The sequence below is a fragment of the Hyphomicrobiales bacterium genome (assembly GCA_002869065.1).
In the GTDB taxonomy this organism is placed as follows: Bacteria; Pseudomonadota; Alphaproteobacteria; order Rhizobiales; family Rhodobiaceae; genus Rhodobium.
Genome location: PKTR01000002.1, coordinates 494,760 through 519,462, shown reverse-complemented (window position 1 = coordinate 519,462; position 24,703 = coordinate 494,760). Strand labels below are relative to the sequence as shown.

At 61.4% G+C, this 24,703-nt stretch carries 22 protein-coding genes and 1 tRNA gene; 16 read left to right on the top strand and 7 right to left on the bottom strand.

The annotated features are described in order from the left end of the window. The first annotated feature begins 9 nt into the window (after positions 1 to 9). The 5 genes from C0606_06150 to C0606_06130 are packed head-to-tail and all read left to right on the top strand — an operon-like array spanning position 10 to position 3,958. Positions 10 to 750: a 4Fe-4S ferredoxin gene (locus tag C0606_06150; GenBank protein PLX37844.1), complete on the top strand. Its 741-nt coding sequence runs from the start codon at positions 10 to 12 to the stop codon at positions 748 to 750. Next, positions 747 to 1,724, top strand: coding sequence for a NapH/MauN family ferredoxin-type protein (locus C0606_06145; protein ID PLX37843.1), 978 nt, complete (start codon positions 747 to 749; stop codon positions 1,722 to 1,724). Before C0606_06150 ends, C0606_06145 begins: the two co-directional genes overlap by 4 nt. Next, positions 1,721 to 2,602 (top strand): ABC transporter ATP-binding protein, encoded by an 882-nt coding sequence (locus C0606_06140; GenBank protein ID PLX37842.1) that lies wholly within the window; start codon positions 1,721 to 1,723, stop codon positions 2,600 to 2,602. The genes C0606_06145 and C0606_06140 overlap by 4 nt, the downstream gene beginning before the upstream one ends. Beyond that, complete coding sequence (locus C0606_06135) at positions 2,599 to 3,129, top strand: protein NosL (protein ID PLX37841.1); 531 nt, start codon at positions 2,599 to 2,601, stop codon at positions 3,127 to 3,129. Before C0606_06140 ends, C0606_06135 begins: the two co-directional genes overlap by 4 nt. 1 nt (position 3,130) lies before the next feature. Next, positions 3,131 to 3,958, top strand: coding sequence for an ABC transporter permease (locus C0606_06130; GenBank protein PLX37840.1), 828 nt, complete (start codon positions 3,131 to 3,133; stop codon positions 3,956 to 3,958). Between the two features lie 94 nt (positions 3,959 to 4,052). Here C0606_06130 and C0606_06125 read toward each other — a convergent pair whose 3' ends face one another. Both C0606_06125 and C0606_06120 read right to left on the bottom strand, forming a co-directional pair. Continuing rightward, positions 4,053 to 4,682, bottom strand: a complete 630-nt coding sequence (locus tag C0606_06125; protein PLX37839.1) for a TlpA family protein disulfide reductase — start codon at positions 4,680 to 4,682, stop codon at positions 4,053 to 4,055. Then, the gene (locus tag C0606_06120) at positions 4,627 to 5,256 is read right to left on the bottom strand and encodes an SCO family protein (GenBank protein PLX37838.1); all 630 of its coding nucleotides are present in this window, start codon (positions 5,254 to 5,256) and stop codon (positions 4,627 to 4,629) included. Before C0606_06120 ends, C0606_06125 begins: the two co-directional genes overlap by 56 nt. 362 nt (positions 5,257 to 5,618) lie before the next feature. Between C0606_06120 and C0606_06115 the strand changes: the two genes are divergently transcribed. Beyond that, positions 5,619 to 6,506 carry a bile acid:sodium symporter gene (locus C0606_06115; protein ID PLX37837.1) on the top strand — a complete coding sequence of 296 codons (888 nt, stop codon included), beginning with the start codon at positions 5,619 to 5,621 and terminating at the stop codon, positions 6,504 to 6,506. Positions 6,507 to 6,520: 14 nt separating this feature from the next. Next, positions 6,521 to 6,895, top strand: a complete 375-nt coding sequence (locus tag C0606_06110; protein PLX37836.1) for a hypothetical protein — start codon at positions 6,521 to 6,523, stop codon at positions 6,893 to 6,895. 77 nt (positions 6,896 to 6,972) lie between these two features. Here the strand turns inward: C0606_06110 and C0606_06105 are convergent, their stop codons facing one another. After that, complete coding sequence (locus C0606_06105) at positions 6,973 to 7,584, bottom strand: hypothetical protein (GenBank protein PLX37835.1); 612 nt, start codon at positions 7,582 to 7,584, stop codon at positions 6,973 to 6,975. Between the two features lie 8 nt (positions 7,585 to 7,592). After that, a complete protein-coding gene (locus tag C0606_06100) occupies positions 7,593 to 8,252 on the bottom strand; it encodes an SCO family protein (protein PLX37834.1) in 660 nt (219 codons plus the stop codon). Positions 8,253 to 8,585: 333 nt separating this feature from the next. Here C0606_06100 and C0606_06095 point away from each other — a divergent pair, with 333 nt between their 5' ends. From C0606_06095 to C0606_06070, 6 genes are all read left to right on the top strand, one after another. Next, positions 8,586 to 9,278, top strand: a complete 693-nt coding sequence (locus tag C0606_06095) for a cyclic nucleotide-binding protein (protein PLX37833.1) — start codon at positions 8,586 to 8,588, stop codon at positions 9,276 to 9,278. A gap of 233 nt (positions 9,279 to 9,511) precedes the next feature. Next, positions 9,512 to 10,738: an NnrS family protein gene (locus tag C0606_06090; GenBank protein PLX37832.1), complete on the top strand. Its 1,227-nt coding sequence runs from the start codon at positions 9,512 to 9,514 to the stop codon at positions 10,736 to 10,738. A gap of 299 nt (positions 10,739 to 11,037) precedes the next feature. Further along, a tRNA-Phe gene (locus C0606_06085) sits at positions 11,038 to 11,113 on the top strand. Positions 11,114 to 11,329: 216 nt separating this feature from the next. Further along, positions 11,330 to 13,774: a restriction endonuclease gene (locus C0606_06080; protein ID PLX38706.1), complete on the top strand. Its 2,445-nt coding sequence runs from the start codon at positions 11,330 to 11,332 to the stop codon at positions 13,772 to 13,774. Positions 13,775 to 13,777: 3 nt separating this feature from the next. After that, positions 13,778 to 15,226: a DNA methyltransferase gene (locus C0606_06075; GenBank protein PLX37831.1), complete on the top strand. Its 1,449-nt coding sequence runs from the start codon at positions 13,778 to 13,780 to the stop codon at positions 15,224 to 15,226. After that, positions 15,223 to 16,953 carry a restriction endonuclease subunit S gene (locus tag C0606_06070; protein ID PLX37830.1) on the top strand — a complete coding sequence of 577 codons (1,731 nt, stop codon included), beginning with the start codon at positions 15,223 to 15,225 and terminating at the stop codon, positions 16,951 to 16,953. The genes C0606_06075 and C0606_06070 overlap by 4 nt, the downstream gene beginning before the upstream one ends. 74 nt (positions 16,954 to 17,027) lie before the next feature. Here C0606_06070 and C0606_06065 read toward each other — a convergent pair whose 3' ends face one another. From C0606_06065 to C0606_06055, 3 genes are read right to left on the bottom strand one after another with little or no spacing between them, the layout of a single operon-like run. After that, complete coding sequence (locus C0606_06065; GenBank protein PLX37829.1) at positions 17,028 to 18,122, bottom strand: recombinase XerC; 1,095 nt, start codon at positions 18,120 to 18,122, stop codon at positions 17,028 to 17,030. 42 nt (positions 18,123 to 18,164) lie between these two features. Beyond that, positions 18,165 to 18,611 (bottom strand): DNA-binding protein, encoded by a 447-nt coding sequence (locus C0606_06060; GenBank protein PLX37828.1) that lies wholly within the window; start codon positions 18,609 to 18,611, stop codon positions 18,165 to 18,167. A gap of 45 nt (positions 18,612 to 18,656) precedes the next feature. Beyond that, on the bottom strand, positions 18,657 to 18,875 hold the full coding sequence (locus tag C0606_06055; protein PLX37827.1) for an excisionase: 219 nt from the start codon (positions 18,873 to 18,875) through the stop codon (positions 18,657 to 18,659). 169 nt (positions 18,876 to 19,044) lie between these two features. Between C0606_06055 and C0606_06050 the strand changes: the two genes are divergently transcribed. The 3 genes from C0606_06050 to C0606_06040 all read left to right on the top strand — a co-directional run bounded on the left by C0606_06050 (position 19,045) and on the right by C0606_06040 (position 24,675). Next, on the top strand, positions 19,045 to 19,626 hold the full coding sequence (locus C0606_06050; GenBank protein ID PLX37826.1) for a hypothetical protein: 582 nt from the start codon (positions 19,045 to 19,047) through the stop codon (positions 19,624 to 19,626). 18 nt (positions 19,627 to 19,644) lie between these two features. Next, positions 19,645 to 20,808, top strand: coding sequence for a hypothetical protein (locus C0606_06045; protein PLX37825.1), 1,164 nt, complete (start codon positions 19,645 to 19,647; stop codon positions 20,806 to 20,808). Between the two features lie 657 nt (positions 20,809 to 21,465). After that, a complete protein-coding gene (locus C0606_06040) occupies positions 21,466 to 24,675 on the top strand; it encodes a hypothetical protein (protein PLX37824.1) in 3,210 nt (1,069 codons plus the stop codon). The last annotated feature ends 28 nt before the right edge of the window (positions 24,676 to 24,703 follow it).

The window sequence follows — 24,703 nt, the reverse complement described above, 5'->3', positions numbered from 1 at the left end:
GAAAAGGGTATGGCCAAAAAGCTCACTGCCAAGCAACGGACCCAGCGGCGCACGCTGTTACTGTCAGCGCTCGCCGGTTCGGCAACCGTTGCCCTCTCGCTGATGGGGTATGTCCCCGTTCTGCGTGATATCGCCAAGCGTCTGCGTCCTCCCGGCGCGCTTGCGGAAAAACCGTTCCTCGCCTCCTGCATCAAGTGTGGGCAGTGCGTTCAGGTCTGTCCCGTTGAGGCGATCAAGCTGGCCGACGCCGGCGATGGCTTCGGAATCGGCGTTCCGTATATCGATGCGCGCAAGCAGGCCTGCGACTTCTCCTGCGACGCTGTCCAGTGCGTGCTGGCCTGTCCGACCGGGGCGCTGACCCACGCCATCGACAAGAAGGAACAGGTTCGCATGGGGCTCGCCCGCCTTGCCCGCCCCGAGGCGTGCCTGGCGCGCAAGGGCGAAGGCTTCAAGGGCCTTGCGCGGGGCCCCGACTTCCCCGGCATCCATCGCTACACCGAGATCGACCGCTGGAACCCGATTCCCGTCGCCGACCATCCCTACGACGTCGAGCTGTGCGATCTGTGCGTCCGTGAATGCCCGATCGAGAACGCGATCTCGCTGGAACCGATCGACGGCAACGCCGATGACAAGCGCCGCACGCCCGTGGTGCATGAGGCCTGCGTCGGCTGCGGCATGTGCGAAATGATCTGTCCCGTCGATCCGGCCTGCATCGTGATCGACGAACGCAAACTGTGGGGGACGGCATGAGACAGTTTATCGAGTCCCTGCGCCTGTTGTTCGGTGCCGAACCGCGGCGCCTGGAAAAGGAAGACTACACGCCGGCGGCAGCCGAGCTGCACGCCTTCAAGCAGACGCCCGAGCAGAAGAAACTGCGCATCCAGCTGATCAAGGAAGAGTTCGACAACAAGGAAAAGAGCTACAAGTGGAAGGGCCGTCGCTGGGCATCGATCATTCTGATCAACCTGATGTTCATCGTCTCCTTCCATTTCGACGTTCAGCTCGTCGAGGGCGCCCTGACCGCATCGCGTTTCGTCGGCTTCCATATGGCCGACCTCAATTCCGCCCTGCAGGTCGTGCTCGCCCAGAAGGAAATCCTCATCAATCTGGTGATCGGCGTTGTCACCGTCGGCCTCCTGTGGTGGTTCGTCGGCGGCCGCTCGTTCTGCTCCTGGGTCTGCCCGTACCACTTGCTGGCCGAGCTCGCCGAGATGCTGCATCTCAAGCTCGCCGACAAGAAGGTCGTGTCCGACCATCCGCTGCATCGCGGAACCCGCACGGTGCTCTACGTGGTGTTCGCGTTGCTCGCGCTCGTCACCGGCTACACCGTCTTCGAAACCATTTCGCCGGTCGGCATCGTCAGCCGCTCGCTGATTTATGGCGGTGGCATAGCCGTCGCATGGGTCGCCATCTTGCTGCTGATCGAAATTTTCTATATCCGGCGGTTCTGGTGTCGATATATCTGTCCGATCGGGTTTACCTACGGCCTGATCGGCACCACATCTCCGGTCAAGGTGCAGTACAAGCTCGAGCACTGCCTGCATGAAGGCGAATGCCGCAAGGTCTGCATGGTGCCGCACGTGCTTGAGATGACCAAGAAGAACCGGGCGGAGGACGTGCATATGGATATCGGTGCCGACTGCACCCGCTGCGGCATGTGCGTCGATGCCTGTCCGACCGGCGCGTTGACGTTCCGTCTTAAGGGACTGGGAGATTTGCTGTGATCCAACTGGACGGCGTTACCAAGGTTTTCCGACGCCAGCGGGTCCTCGACAGCCTGTCGCTGTCGATTGCCGCGGGCGACCGGATTGCCCTGATCGGCGCCAACGGGGCCGGCAAGACGACCATGATCCGCTGCCTGTTGGGGGAGTACACCCATCAGGGCGAGATCACGGTCGGTGGCCGCCGGCCGCGCCGTGAGCGCCGCGCCGTCCTTAGCGATATCGCCTTCGTCCCGCAGATGCCGCCGCCGCTGAAAATGCCGGTGCGCGACCTGCTGCGCTTCGCCGCCAAGACCTGCAACGCCGATCCCGCCCATATGGAAGAGATCGGCGAACGCCTCGGCCTCGACCTGGCCGAGGTCAGCGGCAAGCCGTTCTTCAAGTTGTCGGGCGGCCAGAAGCAAAAGATTCTCGTCGCCGTCGCGCTTGGTCGCGAATCCCGCGTGCTGATCTTCGACGAACCGACCGCCAACCTCGACCCCGCCGCCCGCCGTGTGCTGTTCGGCCTGCTCGCCGAACGCCTCGACCGCGGCATGATCATTTCGTCCCACCGGCTGGAAGAAATCTCCGGCCTCGTCAATCGTGTGGTCGAAATGGACCGCGGCCGCGTCATCCTGGATGACCGCGTCGTGGAAACCGTCGATCCGGGCAGTCTGCAGAAATGCGTCGTCACACTGGGCGAACCCGACGCGGCGTTCGCCAAGGCGGTCGGCGAATGGGGTTTTGTCGCCAACGAATCCGGCACCGCCTGGAACGGCGACGTCCCGGGCCCCGACCGGATCCGTTTCCTCGGCATGATCACGCGCTATGCCGGACTGTTGCGCAGTTTCGAACTCACCGCCGCCTCCGGCTCCAACGGGAACGCGGAGAAGCGCACATGACGGCACGGCGTGGCGCATATCGGATCGGACGGCGGCCTTTCCTGCAGGGCCTCGTGTGCACGGCGGTCGCCCTGCCGCTCGGCGCCTGTTTCGGCGAGGCCGACACCGGCCCGGTCGACATCCGCTACGACCGCCAGCTCTGTGAACTGTGCCGGATGATCATTTCCGATCCGCGCTACGCCGCCGAAGTGCGCGGCGGGCCGAAGAACAAGGTCTTCTTCTTCGACGATATCGGCGACGCCATCCACTTTCTCCAGCAGGAAGAGTGGAAGGACGATCCGAAGACCGAGATCTGGGTGATGGATGCCGAAGACGGCAAGACCTGGCTCGATGCGCGCAAGGCGCATTTCCTGCCCGGTCAAATCACGCCGATGGACTACGGCTATGCCGCGCTTGGCACCGCCCGCGAGAACACTGTCTCCTTCGACGAGATGCGCAAGGTCGTGATCGAGAAGGGGCCGTCGAGCCTTTGCCTGCCGGAAGGCGTTGCGGACGACGGACACGACCACGCTCAGCCGAAAGGGTGACATGACCAGTCTTCTGCAATCCGCTCGCCTGGATATCTCCGAATCGCTGCGCGCGCGCTGGTATCTCATCTATGTGCTCGTCTTCGGCGGGCTGATCGCGACGCTGTTCGCCTTCGGTCTCACCGAGAGCCGCGTGATGGGCTTCACCGGCCTGTCGCGCCTGCTGCTGACCTATATCCAGCTTTCCATGGCGATCCTGCCGGTCTTCGTGCTGATCACCACGGTGCGTTCGCTGGCCGGCGACCGCGAGACCGGCGTCTTCGAGTACATGCTGTCCTTTCCGGTGCCGTTGAGTGCCTGGTACTGGGGCCGCTTTCTCGGCCGCTTTCTGGTCGTCGTCTCACCGGTGGTGCTGGCGATGCTGTTGGCCATTGCCTATGGCGCGGCGCGTGGCGTCGAGGTTCCCTGGACCCATGTCATTTTCTACACCGGCCTGCTCGCCTCGCTGGTGCTGTGTTTCCTCGGCATCAGCTTCTTCATCTCGAGCCTCGCCCGCTCGACCGACATCGCCCAGGGCGCGGCCTTTCTGATCTGGCTGATCCTGCTCCTGTTCCTCGACCTTATCCTGCTCGGCCTGATGATCCGCGAGCAGCTGCCGGTCGATTTCATCGTCGCGCTGGCGCTCGCCAACCCCATGCAGGTGTTCCGCACCGCGGCGATGATGCTGTTCGATCCGCAGCTCGTGCTGCTCGGGCCGACCGCCTATGTCATCCTCGATGCCTTCGGTCACACCGGATATTTGATCTGGTCGTTCCTCTATCCGGCGGTGTTCGGCGGCATCCTGGCGGCGATCGGCTATTGGCGCTTCCGCTCGACGGATCTCGTCTGACCGATCGCTCGCGGATTTCTCAAGCACTTTGCGCGTTCGAGAAATCCGCGAGTATCCAAACGACCGGACGCGCCAGCGTCTTTGGTCGTTTCAATTAAAGCCCCTTCAGATAGTCGATGAAGGCGGGGTCGTCCCACCGCGCGGCCCCGGTGATGCGGGCGCGCTCGCGCCCCTCGCGGTCGATGACGAGCGTGAACGGCATGATCTCCTCGCCAAGGGCGGCGACCGCGTCGCGCGCGATAGCCGTCAGGGTCGGCAGACCGGCGATCTTTTCGCTCAAATAGAACAGCTCGACCTGGCGCGCGCCGCGCCGATCGACCGAGATCGGCAGCACAAGGATCCTGTGCCCCTTCACCGCCTGTTGCAGCCGCTCGAGACTCGGCATCTCTTCCCGGCAGGGCAGGCACCACGGCGCCCACACATTCACCACCAGAACGTGGCCGCGATAATCGGCGAGCTTGCGGCTTTCGCCGGCGCCGGCCTTGAAGGTGAAATCCGTCACCGGTTTCGGTTGGTCGTGGAAGGTCAGTGCCCTGGAGGCCGGCGGATGAGGGCGGTCGGCGCTCGCGCGCACCGGTGATGCCGTGCCGTGAAAGACCGTTGCGCACAGTCCGAGCGCGATCAGCGCTGATGCGAGGCGGCGATGCATGGGCAACACGCGCACGTCGTCAGTTCTGCAGTGGATCTGCCACGAACGTCTTCTTGATGCGCCGGACGATTTCATCCGTCGTCAGGCCGTGGCCGAAGCGGGTGATGATGCGCCCGTCCGGTGCGACGAAGGCCACCGACGACGAATGGTCGATCGTGTAGTTGTCGGGATCGTTCGGGTCGGCCTCGACGATTTCGTAGCGCACGTTGTAGGCGTCGACCGCGGCGTCGATGAATTCCTTTTTGCCCGTCAGTCCGATGATGCGCTCGTCGAACATCGAGGTGTACTCGCGCAGGTGTTTCGGCGTGTCGCGCTTGGGATCGACCGAGATGAACAGCGGCACGATCCGGCTGGCGTCATCGCCGAGTTTGTCCAGCACCTCGGCGATGGTGATCATGCTCGTCGGGCAGACATCCGGGCAGAAGGTGTAGCCGAAATAGACCAGCAGATAATGGCCGATCAGATCGTCGTCGCTGATCGTCCGGCCCCAGCCATCGGTCAGCACGAAGGTGCGTCGGCTCGGCTTGGCGATCGCTGTGGAGTCGTCAGTGACGATCTCGGTGCCGGCCCGAACCGGGCTGGTGTCGATGGCAAATGCGGCAATGCAGACCGCAAGGATCAGAAGCAGTGGCGTGCGCAACGCGGACATATGGCTACCTCGGCTTTTCGCCTCTCCCAGCACCGGTTGACCCTAGTGCGGTTTGTCCTCAAAGAAAACCGTTCGCGCCGCGTTCGGTTTCGATAACTGACCGTAGAATGTATTGTTTTCGCCGCCTGGGGACAGCCCCCCATCCCTAGCGAAGAGCTGTCGCCGATGGTTTGCCCTGTGTGTAGGCATGAACGGATTCCCTCGCTAGTCTCAGCGGCGAAATATCCGGAATGTTGCCGGAGGACAGCGCGCATCCTTTCGTGCCATAACAGGCCGTTCCGAGATTGCCGTCTCCTCCGCCAGCGGCCGGGACAGCCTTTCACCTGACATTGGCAAACCGGGTTCAGGGAAACCGCTACGCCATGAAGTCGATCTTTCTGCCGCTCGGTCTTGCGTTCATCATGTTCGCGATCGGCCTTGGCCTTCATGTTTCCGCCTTCACCCGCCTCAAGGGTCAGTGGAAGGCGCTCGGCTGGGGGCTTGCCGCCCAGATCATCGGCCTGCCGCTGATCGCGCTGGCGCTGGCATATTTCGCCGCTCTTTCCCCCGTCCTCGCCGTCGGTCTGCTGGTGCTCGCCGCAGCACCCGGCGGGATCACCTCGAACTATCTCACCATGGTCGCGCGCGGCGACACGGCACTGTCGATCGTCATGACGATCGTCACCAGTCTGCTGGCGATGCTGACCGTGCCGTTGATCGTCGGCAGCGGCCTTGAGCACTTCCTCGGGGCCAGCGCCGAGATCAGCCTGCCGGTCGGCCGTACCATCGTCACCATCGTGCTGCTCACCGGACTGCCGCTCGTTCTCGGCATGGGCTTTCGTGCGCGGTTCCCCGTGTTGGCCCGGCGTGTTGCCTCGCCGGCGCGCAGCCTTGCGGGCATCGTGTTCGCCACCATCGTGCTGTTGGCCTTCTGGGGCCAGTGGGAGCCGATCAAGGCGAACTGGGCCGAGGTTGGCCCCGCCGTCGTCGGTCTCAATGCCGCCACCATGGCGGTTGGTTTCGGTATCGCTGCGCTGATCGGGCTCAACATCCGCTCGGCGATCGCGATCACCGTCGAATGCGGCCTGCAGAATGTCGCGCTGGCGATTTTCATCGCCGTGCAATTGCTGCAGGACGACCGTTTCATGATCCCGGCCGTGATCTACGCCCTCGTCATGAATGTCTCCATCCTCGTCGTGATTGCCGCCGGGCGCTGGCTCGTTCCGGCAATCGAGGAGGATGGACTTAGCCCGGACCTCCCTCGCGGCTGACCAATCACCCACCAATGGAGAAAGCGATGTCGATCATTCGCGCAGCCCTTGTTTTCACCCTCCTCGGCACCGGCGCGGTTGCCGCCGCCGAAGGATTTTCCGACGCACAGAACGGGGCGATCGCCAATCTTGGCGCCGTCACCGGCACCGGTCTCGCCTGCGGCTACGGCAAGGTCGCCCTGCCGCTGAAGGAAACCATGGTCACCATCGCCGATCACAAGAACATGGACACAGACGCCCGGGTCGCCGTGCGCGAGATGTTCAGCAAGGCTCGCGACGCCGCCTTCGCCGATGTCGGTGCCAAGAAGTCGGCCTGCCCAAACATGGAAACCTACAGCGTGACCGCGCAGCTTGCGCAGGTGCGCCTGCGCGACGCGTTCGACGAATAAGGCATCTGGAACGTCAAACGAAAACACCCGCGGGCGGTTGCCGCCGCGCGGGTGTTTTTTGTTGTCCGGTGCGGCCCTTATTCAGCCGCGAGGACCTCGAAGTCGTCGGAACGCAATTCGCTGAACAGAAAACTAGCCGAGCAGCGTCCGTCGCGCACCATGCCGACAAGGACGGTGCCTTCATAGGTCAGGCGGCAGGCAAAGATGTCCGGCCCCATTTCCTCGTTGAGTGCAACGGCGTTGTCGGGCAGCACGCCGTCCTTGACCGACACCCACGAAGTACCCGGCGCAGCGATCAGCACATCATAGATGCTGTACGGTCGGCTCATGCCGTCCCCGCCGATCTGGCAGTAAAAATCCCGAATCATGCCGATTTGGGCTTCGCGGCGATGGCTGACCCGGCAAATGCGAACCGGATCGTGGTCCTTCGCTGCCGCGGAGAAGGCGCTTGTCGGAATGGTCTCGCCGCGCATCGCCAGCCAGGAAACGTCGGCAGCCGCCGCATGCGACGCTGCCGCCGAAATCATTATGCCGAGAAACGCCGCCATCACGCGGCCGGAACGCTGCACTTTCATATTTTTCCTCGTTCTGAAGCCCGGGAGCATATCTCGTATCGCGGTGTCATTCGATCTGCTCTCGGTATCATGTCGTTGCGTATCCAACTCCAAACACCTGCTCCCGCATGTCATGAATACGCTCAGTCGGGCAGGACCTCGTTCAGTTTCGCCAGCACCTTGTCGACCGGCGACTGGTGGCTGAAATGGGTCACGTATTTTCCATTCTCGTCCATCAGGTAAATGATCGAGGAATGGTCGACCGGATAGTAGTCCGGGTCGTCGTCCTTGGTGATCCGGTAGGTGCCGCGATAGCGCGATACCATGTCGTTGATCTGCTCGCGGGTCCCCGTCAGCCCCTTGATCCTGGGATGGAAGTTCTGAGTGTAGTCGTCAAGCACGGCGCCTGAATCCCGCTCCGGATCGACCGAGACGAACAGCGCCTGGATGTGCGCGAGCTTTCCCGGCGGCAATTGGTCGAACGCTTCGGCGATGGTGTTGAGCGAGGTCGGGCAGATATCGGGGCAGAACGTATAGCCGAAATAGACCAGCAGATAGGTACCGCGAAAATCGGTGTCGCGCACCGTCTGACCCTTGGAATCCACGAGTTCGAACGGGCCGCCGATCTCTGCCAGCGTGTTTTTCTTGCCGCTGTCGCCGTTCGAGGTGAGATACACCATAAGTCCGACCGCCACGGTTGCGATGACCGTCAGAATGATCAAGGCCGGCAAGGAACTACGGGTCTTTCGAGGCACGCTATTCTCCGCGTTTGAACGCGCAAACACATTCCGGGCCGGAAACATCTCCCCACCGTCGGGAGTGAACGGAAGGGTCGGACACCTGCTTCCCGGGTCCTCGGATGGTTTCCTATATTTCGGGCGAAGCGCCGCAATGTGCAAGCACTCCAGCGGGACTGTAGGCAATTCCGGCCCGCGCACCTTGACGCAGAGCAAGGCAGAGCCGCTGGTTGGACCCAGATGGTTGTGGAAAGAACTGGCAAATAATGTATAGGATTTACGACATCAGGATTGGTACGTATTGTAGCAAACTGTGATACAAGACCGACGACGTTCGCCGGGGAGGGCGGTTCACGTTGAAAGTCGGCAGTGTGTTAACAGCTAGCGGTTCGGACGGACATGAAGCCAGGCGATTTCGAGACAGTGCAAAAGTCGACTGTCTTCAGTGGCGTCGACGAGGAATCACTGCAGGAATTGCTGCGTGGCGCTGCGGTTCGGTCCTACGAGCGCGGGCAGATGATTTTTGTCCAGGGCGATCCGGCAGATGCTTTTTTCGTCGTCCTCGAGGGCTGGCTGAAGATCTTCCGTGTTCGCGAGAGCGGCGAAGAGATCGTCATTCATGTGTTCAGCCGCGGTGACAGCATCGCCGAGGCCGCCGCCTTCACCAGCGGTCTGTATCCGGCATCCTGCGAAGCGGTATCCGACTGTCGTGTTCTGCGCGTTCCCGCCGACCGGTTGCTCGATCGCATCCGTCGTGTGCCTGACATCGCGATCGCCATGCTTGCCTCGACCTCGATGCATCTGCACTCGTTGATTCGCGAGATCGAGGAAATTCGCGGCATGTCCGGCACCCAACGTGTGGCGCAGTTCCTCCTTTCGCTTGGTGACGAGGCCAACGGACAGATGATCGTCCGCATGCCGTTCGAGAAGAATCTCATCGCCAACCGCCTGGCGATGACGCCTTACAGCCTGTCCCGGGCGTTTTCCAAGCTGCGCGACTTCGGCGTCCGCATCGATCATTCGACCGCCGAGATCAGCGATGTGAGCGCTCTGCGCGCCCTCATCGCCCGCGAGCAGCGCGCGGGGAACTGAGTCTGCCGGGCTTCGCTTCAGCCAGTGGCTACGCGGAATTTCCAAGCTTTTCCATATAGTTGACTTGCGCCACCATGCGCGCGACGGCGCGCTTTGCGGCCAACAGGAGAATTTTCTGCCGCATTTGTCGTTGGACAAGGCCCGCCCGCTCGAACCGAGCAGACTGGTCCGATCGCGCTGGCGGATACCGTTACCTCCGGCGCGAGAGTTCTTTGCGCCAGGAGAGGGGCACAATGGCAAATTCCGATATAGGCACCAGGCCGCAGGGCGGGTTCAAGCCGCCGCTCTTCGTCAGTGCCGGATTTCGTTTCTTCTTTCTGAGCGCCGGTATCTTCGCGGTGTTTGCGCTCGCCGCGTGGATGCTCTGGCTCGCGATCCACGCCGCCAACGGCATGGTTGTCGAGGCGACCATCAACGTCGCGCCGCATTATTGGCACGCCCATGAGATGATTTTCGGCTATGGCGCCGCCGTCGTCTCCGGCTTCTTCCTCACCGCCGTGCCCAACTGGACCGGCGAGCCGACGGCGCGCGCCCGCTTCGTCGCCGTCGTCGGCGCGGTCTGGCTTGCTGGCCGGCTGGCGATCTGGTTCTCGACCTATCTGCCGGCGCCGCTCATCGCGTTCGTCGATCTCGTTTTCCTGCCGCCGCTGATCGCCCGTGTCGCCTGGAACATGCGGCGCAATCCGCAGCCGCGTAACCTGGTGTTCATCGGCGTCCTCGCCGCCTTCGTCGTCGCCAATCTGATGGTCCATCTCGAATGGATCGGTGTGACGTCCTCGACGCTGATCCCGGGCCTCTATTTCGGCCTCACCCTGCTCGCCGTCATGATCACCATCATCGGCGGCCGCGTCGTGCCGGCCTTCACCCGCAACGCCCTGCGCCGTGGCGGCGAGGAAGTCCGGCTGCCGGTCAGCCGCGCCTGGTCCGACCGGGCCGGCATTCTGACCGCCGTCATTCTGGCGCTGACCGTCGCGCTTGACCTGCCTGACGTGGTCATCGGCATTGCCGCGGCAGCCGCCGCCGCCGCCAATGGCATCCGCCTGTCGGCCTGGCGCTGGCAGGACACGCTGCACGATCCGATCCTGTGGAGTCTGCACCTTGGATTCGGCATGCTGGTGCTCGGCTTCGCGACCCTGTCATGCGCCTATCTCTTCGAGTTTCCGAGCACCATCGGCGCCTATCACGTGCTGGGTATCGGTGCCGTCGGCGGCATGACGCTCGCGGTCATGACGCGCGCCTCGCTGGGGCATACCGGCCGGGCGCTGAAGGTGGCGCCATCGATCGGTGTCGCCTATGCGGTGATCGGCATCGCCGCGCTGGTGCGCGGCTTCGGCACCGACCTGTTCCCGGCCTGGTACAACACGGTGATCTTCACCTCCGGGCTTTTGTGGATCGCCGGCTTCACGATCTTTTCCGTCGTCTACTGGCCGATCCTGACCGGCCCGGATGCGCGTGGCTGAGCGCGTGGAACGAACGCGGAGCCGGCAGCAGATCATTTCACGCCGGCGACGGATCCGCGGCCTCGTTGTTTACCTCCTAGCGGTCTCGGCCCGTTTCGCATGGCGCGAGTGGGACGGGCACGATGACGGTCGCCGGGAGGCCGAAACCGCCAAACGACGGCGTCTCGGGCAACTGCGCCGGCAATCGCGAAAAGTCGTGCATTTTTACCGCCCGGGGAACTGGACAGGCGCGAAAGGACTGACTATAACGCGCTGGCTTGTCGCTTGTCCGACCCTTGTGGCCGCGACGCGACACGGGCGCCCAGGTAGCTCAGTTGGTAGAGCAGCGGATTGAAAATCCGCGTGTCGGTGGTTCGATTCCGCCCCTGGGCACCATTTTTCTAAAATAAAATCAACGACTTAACTTTCTGGCGCTCAGGCTTACCGCGTCCTCTCGCAGCCTTGGTACTGTATTGGTACCAATGTGGCGGGAAATGGTGCCGTTTTGCGTCCGTTCCCAGCACTTTCGCGTTTGATTCAACGACCGTTATCGGCGATCCTCGCCGAACCAATGCGTGATTGCATTTCCAGAGCGAGCCCTCCCTTTTCGATATGGACAAAAGCAGCCTTTCGGAACGCGACATCAGCACCAAGTTCATCACGCCGGCCCTTCGCAAGGCCGGTTGGGACGTGATGGCGCAGATCCGGGAAGAGGTGAGCTTTACAAAGGGTCGGATCATCGTAAGGGGAAAGCTGGTTACCCGTGGGCAAGGCAAGCGGGCCGACTACATCCTCTATTTCAAACCCAACATCCCCATCGCGCTGATCGAGGCGAAAGACAACACCCACAGCGTCGGCGACGGAATCCAGCAGGCACTTGGCTACGCAGAGACGCTGAACATCCCATTCGTATTCTCCTCGAATGGTGACGGGTTCGTATTCCACGATCGAACCGGCGCCAGCACGCCACGCGAAACAACGCTTTCGCTCGATGCCTTTCCGGCGCCGGATGCCCTTTGGGCTCGGTTTCGTACGTGGAAAGGCCTCGATACCGAGGCCGAGAAGATCGTCCTTCAGGACTATTTCGACGACGGCAGCGGAAAGACGCCTCGCTACTATCAGGTGAATGCGGTCAATGCCGCGATAGAGGCCATCGCAAAAGGGCAGAACCGCGTGCTTTTGGTCATGGCCACGGGTACCGGGAAAACTTACACGGCCTTTCAGATCATCTGGCGTTTGTGGAAAGCGAAACGCAAGAAGCGAATCCTGTTTCTTGCCGACCGGAATGTCCTGATCGACCAGACGATGGTCAATGATTTCCGGCCCTTTGGCGGGGCCATGGCCAAGCTCTCGACCAACGCGAAAACCATAGAACGGCAGGATGGCAGCTCGGAAGATCTGAGCCTGGCTCTCGACAAGAAACGCCGCATCGACACCGCCTATGAAGTTTACCTTGGGCTCTATCAGGCCATCACCGGGCCAGAAGAGCGGCAGAAACTCTTCCGCGAGTTCTCTCCGGACTTCTTCGATCTGATCGTAATCGACGAGTGCCACCGTGGCAGCGCTGCCGAGGACTCGGCTTGGCGGGAGATCCTCGAATACTTCTCGTCCGCCACCCAGATCGGCCTGACAGCGACGCCGAAGGAAACGAAATACGTCTCCAACATCGCGTATTTTGGCGATCCGGTGTTCATGTATTCCCTCAAGCAGGGCATCCGCGATGGCTTCCTTGCGCCCTACAAGGTGGTCAAGGTTCACATCGACCGCGACGTGTCGGGGTATCGTCCCGAGAAGGGCCAGCTCGATCGCGCGGGGAACGAAATCGAAGATCGGATTTACAACACCAAGGATTTCGATCGGACGCTGGTCATCGACGGCCGCACGAAGCTCGTCGCAAAAAAGATCACGCAGTTTCTCAAGGAAAGCGGCGACCGCTATCAGAAAGCCATCGTGTTCTGTGTCGATCAGGAACATGCCGCCCGCATGCGCCAGGCGCTGGTCAACGAAAACGCCGATCTCGTTGACGAGAATGCGCGCTACGTCATGCGTATTACCGGCAGTGACGCAGAGGGCCAGGCACAGCTCGGCAACTTCATCGATCCAGAATCCAAATGGCCGGTGATCGTGACGACATCGCGGCTGCTTTCAACCGGCGTGGACGCGCAGACCTGTCGCCTGATCGTGCTTGATCGCGAGGTCGGCTCGATGACCGAGTTCAAACAGATCGTCGGGCGCGGAACCCGCGTGCACGAGGACACGCGCAAATATTACTTCACGCTCATCGACTTCCGCGGAGCGAGCAGCCATTTCGCGGACCCGGACTTCGATGGTGAACCGGTGCAGATCTATGAACCGACGGGCGACGAGCCGGTCGATCCGCCGGACGCGCCTCCGACCGACGAGGATGGCACGCCGCTGCCCGAAGAGCCGGACGACGACGAAACAATCGTCGATCAGCCGGGCTTGCCGGTGCCGCCCGTCACAGCGCCGCGGAAAAAGATCTACGTCGATGGCATTGGCGCCTCGATTGTCGCCGAGCGGGTCGAATACCTCGACGAGAACGGCAAGCTCGTCACGGAATCCCTACGCGATTTCACCAAGCGTGCGCTGCGCAAGCGCTTTGCCAGCCTTGATGACTTCCTGAAGCGCTGGAACGCGGCCGAACGCAAGCACGCGATCCTGGAGGAACTGGCGGCCGCGGGCCTGCCTCTCGATCTTATCGTCGAGGAGTTGGACCGCGACCTCGATCCCTTCGACTTGATCTGTCACGTCGCTTTCGACGCAAAGCCATTGACCCGCCGCGAGCGCGCAGAGAACGTCAAGAAGCGCGACGCCTTCACCAAATATGGCGATCAGGCTCGCGCCGTACTCGACGCGCTGCTCGCAAAGTATGCCGACGAAGGTGTACTGAACCTCGATGACGCGAGTATCTTGCGCATCACACCCTTTTCCACCATCGGCACACCTTTCGCGCTGATCCGCGCTTTCGGAGGGAAGTCCGGCTTCGAGCGGGCCGTTCACGACCTGCAATCCGAACTCTACAGGGACACCGCCTGATCCATGTCCGTCCGCACTCTCGTCAAATCAATCCAGGACATCATGCGCCAGGACACCGGCGTCGATGGTGATGCGCAGCGCATCAGCCAGCTCTGCTGGATGTTTTTCCTCAAGATCATCGACGACCAGGACCAGGAACTCGAACTCCTCAAGGACGATTACCACCCGCCCATCCCCGCCCACCTGCAATGGCGCGCTTGGGCCGCCGACCCGCAGGGCATCACCGGCGAGGAGTTGCTCGACTTCATAAATGGCGATCTCTTTCCCTCGCTGAAGGATCTGGCGCCCACAACACCCCGCGCCCGAACTGTTCGCAACGTCTTCGAGGACGCATTCAACTTCATGAAGTCTGGCCAACTGATGCGGCAGGTGGTCAACAAGATCAACGGGGTCGACTTCAACGATCTGAGTGATCGGCAGCACTTCGGCGACATCTACGAGCAGATCCTCAATGACCTGCAATCGGCCGGCAACGCCGGCGAGTACTACACGCCCCGTGCCGTCACGGCCTTCATGGCAAAGATGATCGACCCGAAGCCCGGCGAGGTGCTTTTCGATCCCGCTTGCGGTACCGGCGGCTTCCTCACCTGCGCCATTCGTCACATGCGCAAGCACTACGTGAAACGCCCGGAAGACGAAGCCGCAATGCAGGCGAGCCTTCACGCGGTGGAGAAGAAGCAGCTTCCGCATATGCTCGCGGTGACCAACATGCTGCTGCATGGCATCGAGGACCCGTCCTTCCTGCGCCACGATAACACGCTCGCCCGCCCCTACATCTCCTGGGACCAGTCGGAGCGGGTGGACCTTGTGCTGACCAACCCGCCCTTCGGCGGGCGCGAGGAGGACGGGATCGAGTCGAACTTTCCTCAACACTTCCGTACCCGCGAGACGGCCGACCTTTTCCTCGCTTTGATCATCCGCCTCCTGAAACCGGGCGGCCGCGCGGCGGTTGTGCTGCCCGATGGCTCGCTCTTCGGCGAAGGCATCAAAACGAGGCTCAAGGAGCACCTCATGGAGGAGTGCAACCTCCACACCATCGTGCGCTTGCCCAACTCCGTCTTCCGTCCCTACGCCTCGATCGGCACGAACCTCTTGTTCTTCGAGAAGGGAACGCCGACGCAGGAGACATGGTTCTGGGAGCACCGTGTTCCGGAAGGCCAGAAGGCCTATTCCATGACCCGGCCCATACGGCTGGAGCATTTGACCGACTGCATCGACTGGTGGGGCGGACCGCGCCGTGAGGGGCGGGAGGAGACCGAGCGCGCTTGGAAGGTCAGCGCTGACGAGGTCAAGGCCCGCGGCTACAACCTCGACATCAAGAACCCCCACACGGTGGCCGAGGACCATGGCGATCCCGAGATTTTGCTCAAGGATTTGACCGCCGCTGAGGCCGAGGTCGCGGCCCTCCGAGACGAGCTGAAGGCGATCCTGTCCGAGGCACTCACTCGATGAATGTCGATCGTTTGCTCGCCCTCTACGAACAGGTGGCCGACGCGCCCGACGCCGTTCCCCGCTTGCGCCGCTTCGTGCTGGACCTCGCCGTGCGGGGGAAGCTGGTGCCGCAGGAGGCGGGCGACGAACCAGCATCGGAGTTGCTGAAACGGATCGCCGCGGAAAAGGCGCGGCTGGTAAAGGTGGGGCAGATCAAAAAGCCGAAGCTACTGGAGCCAATTGAGGAACCGCCATTCCCGATTCCTCCTGGATGGACCTGGGCACGCCTCGGCACCATCGCTGCTTACATCCAACGCGGCAAATCCCCGAAATACGCCCCCACTAACGGAGCGCCGGTGATTTCTCAGAAGTGCGTACAGTGGACTGGCCTTGACCTGGCGGCCGCGAAGCGAGTCACTTTGGACTCACTTGAGAAATACGAGGCAATCAGGTTCCTGCGCGACGGCGACCTGCTCTGGAACTCGACCGGCACTGGCACCATTGGCCGAATTATCCGGCTTTCTGATCCGCCTGAAAAGCTCGTCTGCGATAGCCACGTCACTGTCGTGCGCTGCCTCGAAGCCGACCCGGAGTATGTTCGGACGTGGCTTCGCACGGATCACGTTTACGGCGTCATTGAATATCGTGCGGCGGGTTCGACAAATCAGGTCGAATTGACTGCACAGATGGCAAACAACCAGCCTGTCCCCCTCCCGCCCCTCGCCGAGCAGCGGCGGATCGTGGCAAAGGTGGAGGAACTGATGGCGCTGCTGGACCGGCTGGAGGCGGCGCGCACCGCGCGCGAGACCACCCGCGACCGGCTGACCGCCGCCAGCCTCGCCCGCCTGACCGCGCCCGACGCGGACACCGCCGACTTCGCGGCAAACGCCCGCTTCGCCCTCGCCACGCTCCCCGCCCTCACCACCCGCTCCGACCAGATCAAACCCCTCCGCCAGACCATCCTCAACCTCGCTGTCCGCGGTAAACTGGTAGAGCAAGACCCGACCGACGAACCGGCATCCTACGAACTCGAAAAGGTCGTAAAGCTGAAGGCAGACCACAACCTCCGCAACCCGAAGAAGGTCGCAACCATCGCCGATGAGGAGAAATGGAGCCTGACTCCGGCGGGCTGGTGCTGGACGCGCTGGGATCAGATCACAAACTGGATCACCTATGGCTTCACTCGGCCGGTGGAGCATGTCGAAACCGGTGTGCCAATTGTAACGGGCAAGAACGTTAACGAAGGCCAGATCATTTTCGAGACTGCCAGTCTGACCCCCACAACGCTATTCGACGCTTTGAACGAAAAGGACAAGCCGCAACCCGGTGACATCCTAATCACCAAAGACGGGTCCATTGGTAGGACGGCCATCGTAGAGGATAGGCATCTGCCGTTCTGCATAAACCAAAGTGTCGCTGTGATGTGGCTTCGTTCATGCCACTTTGAACGACGGTATTTGAAGCTGGTGTTGGACTCGCCGCAAACGCAAGACGCATTACAGCAGAAGACAGCCGGCGTCGCAATCAAGCACATCTCAATAACCGACCTCGGCAAGATGGTCTTCCCCCTCCCACCCCTCGCCGAACAACACCGCATCGTGGCGAAGGTCGATGCCCTCATGGCCCTCTGCGATCGGCTGGAGGCCGCCCTCATTACCGCCGACACTGCCCGCGCCCGCCTCCTCGAAGCGTTGCTGCACGAGGCACTGGAGTCCGCTTCATCTGCCGGAAGGGTGGCAGCGGAATAGTCTGCGTCCTACACGCCGGTCGCGCCATTTCGACAGCCCTAGTCAACCGCCGGCAGACCACGCGGCTCGGTGCCCTATGACGTCTTGCGAGCGTGCAGGTTCTCAATCATGGAGGCTATCCGGTCGAGCTTTTCGTCCTGCGGATCCTGTTTTCCGGCATTGCGAACCAGTTGACCTTGCCGATGTATCGCGACCTTGCCGTAGCTGTTGAACGTCGTCAGCGGGCTTTCATGCCCAAGGTTCTGCGACCATGCCTTGAAGTCTTCCGGGGTTCGGCAGATCTGTTCGCCGAGAATGGTGAGCGTGGAGCGGAAGCTGTGCGGCGAGAAATACGGCAAGCCGGCTGCGGCGAACGCGCCCTGAAAGATCCGCCTGATCGGGCCTGCAGATGACCAGCAGACGGGCTCAAGCCCCGTTGCTTCGAAATGCATATCGTCGTTCGGCGCGACGCGCGTCCGCGGAAAGACCGGGTCGTCGTGCCCGTATAGCTGTTCTTCCCGCAGGTGCCGGATCCAGTCGGTTACGATGCGCTCGATGTCATCGCCGACCCGGAAGAAGAACGTCTCGATCCGTTTCGAGAACTTGGTCTTGATCTCCTTGGGGTCCTGGATGACCAGACATTGATCGAGGTCGATGTGTTTGAGTTTCAGCGACGCGATCGCGCCATCGCGCATTCCCGTCAGCAGGGTGAAGGCGATAAGGGCCCGGTCGCGCCGTTCGACCTCGGTCGCCGTCGGCATTGCCGCCAAGGCCGCGCGGACCTGCTCGATGGTCGGCACCTTCCGGGTCCGCGGAGATTGCGCCGCGGCAAGATCCTTGCGCGGCAGGTTCAGATAGCGAATATCGTCTGGCCGGATTTTCGTGCGGTAACCCGGTTCGCGCGCCAGCCAGCGGAAGAATTCCTGGACCGCATACAAGGTCGAACGGATGGTGGCAGGTGAAAGCGGCTTGCCGGTTCGAACGGCGTTGGCCGCTTGAAGGTGGCGCTTGAAGCCGACGGCCATGTCTTTGTTGAACGCAGCGAAGTCTGCAAACTCGGTGAATTGTTCGTAACGGCTGATCGCTTTGCGGACCCCGTCTATGGTTTGCTGACTCCTCTGGTCCGCCTCGGCAAGGAGAGCGAAGTAGTCGCGTTTGATGCGTTCGTTTCTCGCGTTGTATTCAGGCATTCTTCTTGATCTCCGTTAGTCACAGTTAACGAGGGCACGTGCTCACACTGCTAGGCCCTCGCCAGCGACCGTTTGGATGTCGAAGATTTTCCGGTATTCGCCGATCTTTGCCGTCGATCCAGCCTTGTTCATGCCGGCCCCGCAAACGGGACAGACGGCTTTCAGAAGAAGCTGCTTTGAGTTCCTGATTTCGATGTCGACAAGCCGTTCCCACGGGACGCGGGGTCGACGGCATCGGCAACAGTAGAATTCCGTTGGTGCGCACTTCACCTTCCGCCTGCCCTGGCGGTTGTTCAGGAAGGCCTGAATATCGCTGCCATGAAAGAGGATGGGGCGCAGACCGTCGATGGCTCTGAGCCCATCGCGGCGCCACAGATGTATGGTGTTTGCATGGACGCTGAACAGGTTCGCAAGCTGCTCGATCGAATAGGTGCAGTCTCGTCGAACCAGCCGCGGATTGTACGTGCGGCGCTTTCGTCGCTCGGGCATTTCGTCCTCCGCCACATAGGGTCCAATGTGATCGGCAGAGGCACGCTATCGAAAGGCCTCATCAATCCCGGCCGCCAAGCGGCGAGACGTTTCGACAAGGTCTTCGATATAGGCGTCGACATCGGATTGCCGCCAGCGAAGGCATCGTCCGATACGTATGGGGTGCAACGGCCACTTTCCGTCGCTTAGCTTGTTACGAATGGTCTTTTCCGGGACCTTAAGCTGCTCGGAAAGATCTCGAATATCGATCAAACGACTGGGCATACTTGCCCTCCTTGCTCTTCGAAACGTGGTCCATCACTGCTCCTCCTGCTCTCTTTGTTTGCCTGTTGGAGCCCGTAGGCTCATGAGAGAGAATAATACGTCCTGCAGCATTGTAATGCAACAGCAACACATGTATGCTGTGGGACACATGTGGATAAAGGGGGAACAGATGGCCCGCGCCACTGATACGAAATCGAAAACGCAGACGCTGTCGCTGCGACTCGACCCGAAAACCCGATTCGCTCTGGAGTTTGTTTCGAAGCTGCGCCGACAGAGCATCACCACGGTGGTGGAGGATGCGATTCAGGCGCGAGCACGGGAAACAACCGTCGATGGCTTTCCGCTAACAGATGTAACTCAGCGTATCTGGCTTGATTATTGGGATGTTCGGCAGGGGGTGCGCGAAATACGCATGCTCGCGGATTCAGACATCCCCTCGGATTTCGAAGACGACGAACGCCGGACATTCATCGAAGCGCATATCGAGTTTTTCAGCGAGACCAACGAGCTCAAGAACCCGGACCTGATGAATGTCGAGGTCCTTTGGCACAGGCTGGAGCACTATATCCAGATCTGGCGTGACAACCGGCAGAATGATCCGTGGGCAGCTGGGTACGAAATGAAAAAGGACCTGGAGAACGCCGGGTTGAAGACTCCGAAATGGCCGCGCGAGACGAACTCGCCGCCTTCACCGCTTCGGAAAAAGCCGATGCCCGCACGCGTCGATCCGGATGACGAGAGTCCGTTCTAGGGGCGGGAGGTGATCAGGATGACGAAGACGATAAAGCTGTCCGAACTCGGACCTGGCGAATGGGCCTGGCACAACGGTGTCGGATATCGGCGGAACGAGAGTAGCGAAGGGGGGACATGGTACATCAAGTACCGCGCTCCGGTCCCCGGCCAGTACGAAAGTGGCGTGGCGCCGCCAACGCACCAGATTAAGGAGCGGTTGCCAAACTGCCGAAATCGGTCTCAGGCCGAGGGTGTACTCATGGCCAGGAAAGCCGCCATTTTTGAGGGCACCTACCGGCCAAGGCGGAAGGCCACACCGACCACGCTCGCGGACTTCATCCCGACATTCCTCGATGCCAAACGGCATCTGCGGACGGCCAACAAATATCGCCAGCAGTTGATCCAGCACTTGGCGCCCTTCTTCGGGAAAAAGCCGATCGAGTCGATCTCGTCTCGTGACTGCCTTGCCTACTACAACGCGCGTTTGGACACGGACGCGGCGGTGGCAACCGTGAACGGGGAAATGGCCTGCTTGAAATCGCTGTTCTCGGAAGCGCAGCGGGTCGGGATCTCCCAGACGAATCCGGCCAAGGGGATCAAGCTGAAGAACCCGAACAATGTGCGCGACCGCATTCTCTCTCAAGATGAGACCGCTCGGCTGTTCGACGCCGCTGCGCGGACCGCCGACTTCATGCGACCGCTCTTCCATGTCCTTTTCCATACGGGAATGCGGCTGGGCGAGGCGCTATCGCTTCGATGGGCAGACGTCCAGTTCGAACACAATTGCATCGTCGTGCGAGATTCGAAGTCGGGTGAGGGGCGCCGCATCCCGTTACGTGACGTTCTCGGCGACGAACTCGTTGCGTGGAAGCCTCACGCGCGTGGCAGCCAGTGGGTCTTCCCGGGCAGGTACGACACTTCGAAACCGCACAACAATGTCCGAAAAGGCTGGGCGAGGCTTTGCGCCGCTGCCGGCGTGGAGAGCCTGCGCCCCCATGATCTCCGCCACAACTTCACAAGCCAGCTTCAGGCCGCGGGCGTATCGGACTCGATCATCATGTCGATCACCGGGCACAAGACCCACGTGATGCTGCATCGATATTCTCACAGCAACGATCAGATGCGGATGGAGGCGATGAAGGCGTTGCCATCAATGGCGCCGAAGGCGGGTTCTGAAAACGTCATCAAAATCCGCTCTTGAGGAGGGGCGGCTCGGAAATGGTCGTCGACCGTCGATTTCCAACGTGACGATGTGTTTGGAAAACACCGCTGAGTTATGGATGGCCCGCGGAAACGCCATTGTCTCAACTAAAGACCGTGCTTTTGCGATGCCGTTCTGTATGGCCATTTCCGGCGCGATTTAAGGCTTCTCAACGCCACCTATCTTCCCGTAGTGAGCGAGCCATCATGTTTTCGACCAGATTAGCGAGTACAATAGAAAAATGTGATGGTTACAGTTAGGAGAAAACTGTTTCCCCTAATCCTTTTTAGAGGTCAGTCGGCGGTCAGGTAACGCAAGGAAAATAGGACTCCGGACGTTCTGAGAATGCTTCGAAAACCTGACTACCGCTATTGATAGGGGGGTCCGGCTATGAAGTTGGAAGCGCAAATCTCACGTGAGCAGCCGATTCTTTTCTCGTTATTGAGCAAAGAGCGGCCGAGCCCGCGAAACATCCTGGACAAGACGGCATGTCCGAAGTCGCCCTTCCAGTCTGCTACAAACCCTCCAAAGAACAGTAAGACAAGCCGTTTCAGCCGCGTCGCCAGCCGCATTTTTCATTTTGAAACGCGCCCGGAATCGATCGAGCCCGCAAAGAGGCCGTCCCTGCTCCACGGCGCTATAAAATACGCTGCGATTGTGCTCGCGAGCCTGCTGATTTCGACGGGACCCGCAGCGGCGGACTCGCTACGCTTCAACAGCTTCGCCGATCTTGACGCCGGCTATCTGCAGCGCGTGCCGCACTGGATCGTTCAGCCGCGCAACGGCCAGAATATCCTTGAGAGCCGGCACCGTCAGCACAGCGCGCAGTGCATGTTCTTCTCGATGGGTATGGTCGCCGAGCAGCTCAATTTCAGCCGCTACGAGCAGAACGTCCACTATGACGCCACGCTGCGATATATGACCGACCAACTTCGCGGTGCCGTGACAGATGTCGGCTATTTCGGCTCGTCTGAACATTTGGCCGCGGAGTACGAGGCCTACCGCAGCCGGGAGGGCGCCGTCGATCAGAGCGCCGCTGACGGCGTGTTCTTCGGCAACCTGTTCAACCAGTCGACCGCTACGGCGACCTGCGACGGATACTTCCAGGATGGCGTCGCGAACACGCCCATTCCGCGCTACGGCCAATGCTCGCCGCCTTCGAACCAGTTCGAAACCTGGCTCAATGCCTCCAGGGGCGGCTGCGGAAACGTTGCGGGCGTCGGCAACACTTGCATCTGGACTGCCCGGCTCGGCATGTACGGTTACATGAACCGGCGCACTGTTGTTGGCTGTAACGACGCACGGCCGTTCTCGGTCGAGACGGAGAACGACGTCACCGTCGCCCGCATGATCATAAAGGGCTTCATCGACAACAATATCCCGTTGATTATGGTGTCCCGCGGCGGCCAGCACTTCATGCCGATCATTGGTTATGCCGACGTCGGAAACGACGACCTTCCGCGAGCGATCATCGTCTCGAACACGCACCTGACCCGCAACTCCAACTTCAAGATGCAGTGCTCCGGAAAGACCGGAGATCCTCAGGAACAATTGCCGACGATCTCCGGGCCGAGGCCGAAATTCTGGGTTTACGAAGATCTCGATGAGATCGAGACCTGGACCGACTGGGGCCTGTCGAACGGCACATCGGCCTGCGACGGGCCGTCGCCGCCGACCACTGCGGCCGAACTCACGGAACTGAGCCGGCGCCAGACTGCTTTTCTCGGCAATGTGCGCGCCCTGATTGTCTGGAACCAGCATCTGAACGGTGGCTGCGAGCCCGGCGGATGGGCGCGGCAACTCGATCAGCGGATCGACGCCGCTGTCGGTCCTGAAGGTGCCATCGATCCCGCAAATGTGCGCCGTCTGTGCCCGATGCCGACGACCATCGCGCCGAGTTGCGAAAAGCCGTTCTTCGGCGTCCGGGTCGAATGCCTTGTCGGGGGCAGGGCCGTCCGTACGCTCCACACCAGCGTTGAAGACCTGTTCATCACCGAGCCGCGCCCGACCGCGTGCGACGCAATCAACGTCTTCTATGCGGATGGAGGGTCCGCAACCGTCACCGGCGCGGAGCTTCAAAACTTCGCTTACGATCCGGTGACCGGGTATTGGCGGAACGATCCCGCAACCCTGAGATCTGCCGGTACAATCGATGCGCGGGCGCCGGTCAACGGGTATTCCGGTCGGCAAAGCGTCGCTCACTGGCGCACAGGGGACCTGGGTGCCAGCTATGATCTGGTCGAGACCCGGCGCTTCCGCTCCCGCATCAAGCTCGATTTCGACGATGCCACGACGCGTTACATCGAGATTGCGCCGCCGAACACCTACGGCATCCAGATCCGGTGCGAACGCAGCGCCGATCCAAGGCACCGCGTCTATGAACTGGATCCGGATCGGCAGTTCTTCGAAAACCGGACATTCGTCGTCGAGCCGGAAAACACCGCCTGCGACAACATCGCGTTGGATGCCCGTCTGGGCTATGGACGGCGGGTCACGCAGGCGCGGATCACCCGCTACGGGCGCAACGCCACAACGAAGGAGTGGGAGGAATTCCAGTCCTGGGATGCGGACCAAAACTCACTCAGAATACCGCCCGGCCATCCGGCTATCGCGTTCAGCGGCGAAGGCCGTCTGTTCGAATGGACGACAAGCTGGCCGGAGAACTTTCTCTTCGTCGCCCGCGACCGCGAAGGTGTCCATGATCAGCGCAAGGTCAGGTTCACGCTGGCGCTTTTCGACGGCAGTGAACGGATCATCGAGATCGTCCCGACCGGCGATCCGAGGATCGTGACGATCAGCACGCGTATCCGTCGCGGCGGATCGCCACCGCAATTCGAGGCGGTGTCGGAAAACATCGACGATGCCGCCGAGGAAGCGGCCCAACCTGATCAGGCCGTCGAGGATTGCCCTGCGGGGACCATCATTGACGAGAACACCGGCGACTGCGTCGCCGCGCCGGCTGAAGTGGAAGAGGAATGCCCGGCCGGAACCGTGGTCGATGAACAGACTGGCGAATGCGTCGCCGGGTCAGCCGAGCCGGAAGAGGAATGCCCTGCGGGGACCGTCGTCGACGAGCAGACCGGCGCATGCGTTGCCGAACCGGTCGCTTCCGATGAGGAATGTCCTGCCGGGACGGTGATCGACGAACAGACCGGCGAATGCGTTGCCGAGCCGGCCCAGTCGCAGGAGGAATGCCCGCCGGGTACCGTCGTCGATGAACGAACGGGCGAGTGTGTCGCCGAACCCAGCCAGCAGATCACCTGTGTTGGCGGGACGGTGCGAAATGGACAGTGCCTGTGCACCGGCGGGCGGGTCGCCCGACGGGATCCCGACCGGCAGTCCGCCTACTTCTGCAGTTGCCCGGGCACCCAGAGATGGGATCCGCGCAAACGCCAATGCGTTGCCACGATCACATGCCGCTTCGGCAAGGTGGCCGGCAACCGCTGCGTCTGCGACGGCGGTCGTATCGCCAAGCCGGTGCCCGGCAAACGTGATGCGTTCTTCTGTGGCTGCCGCGACGGCCAGCGTTGGGACAAGGCGAAACGCCAATGCGTTGCCGAGATCTCCTGTCGCTTCGGCAAGGTGGTCGGCAACCGCTGCGTCTGCGACGGCGGCCGTATTGCCAAACCGATCCGTGGCAAACGCAACGCTTTCTTCTGCGGCTGCCGTGATGGCCAGGTTTGGGACAAGGTGAAACGGCAGTGCATTGTCGAAATCTCCTGTCGCTTCGGCAAGGTGGTCGGCAACCGTTGCGTCTGCGACGGCGGCCGTATCGCCAAGCCGGTTCCGAAACAGCGGAACGCCTTCTTCTGTGGCTGTCCGAAGGGACTGAAGTGGAACAGGGTTGCCCGGAAATGCATCAAGTAGTCATGCATTCGTCTGGCAACCTCCAAGC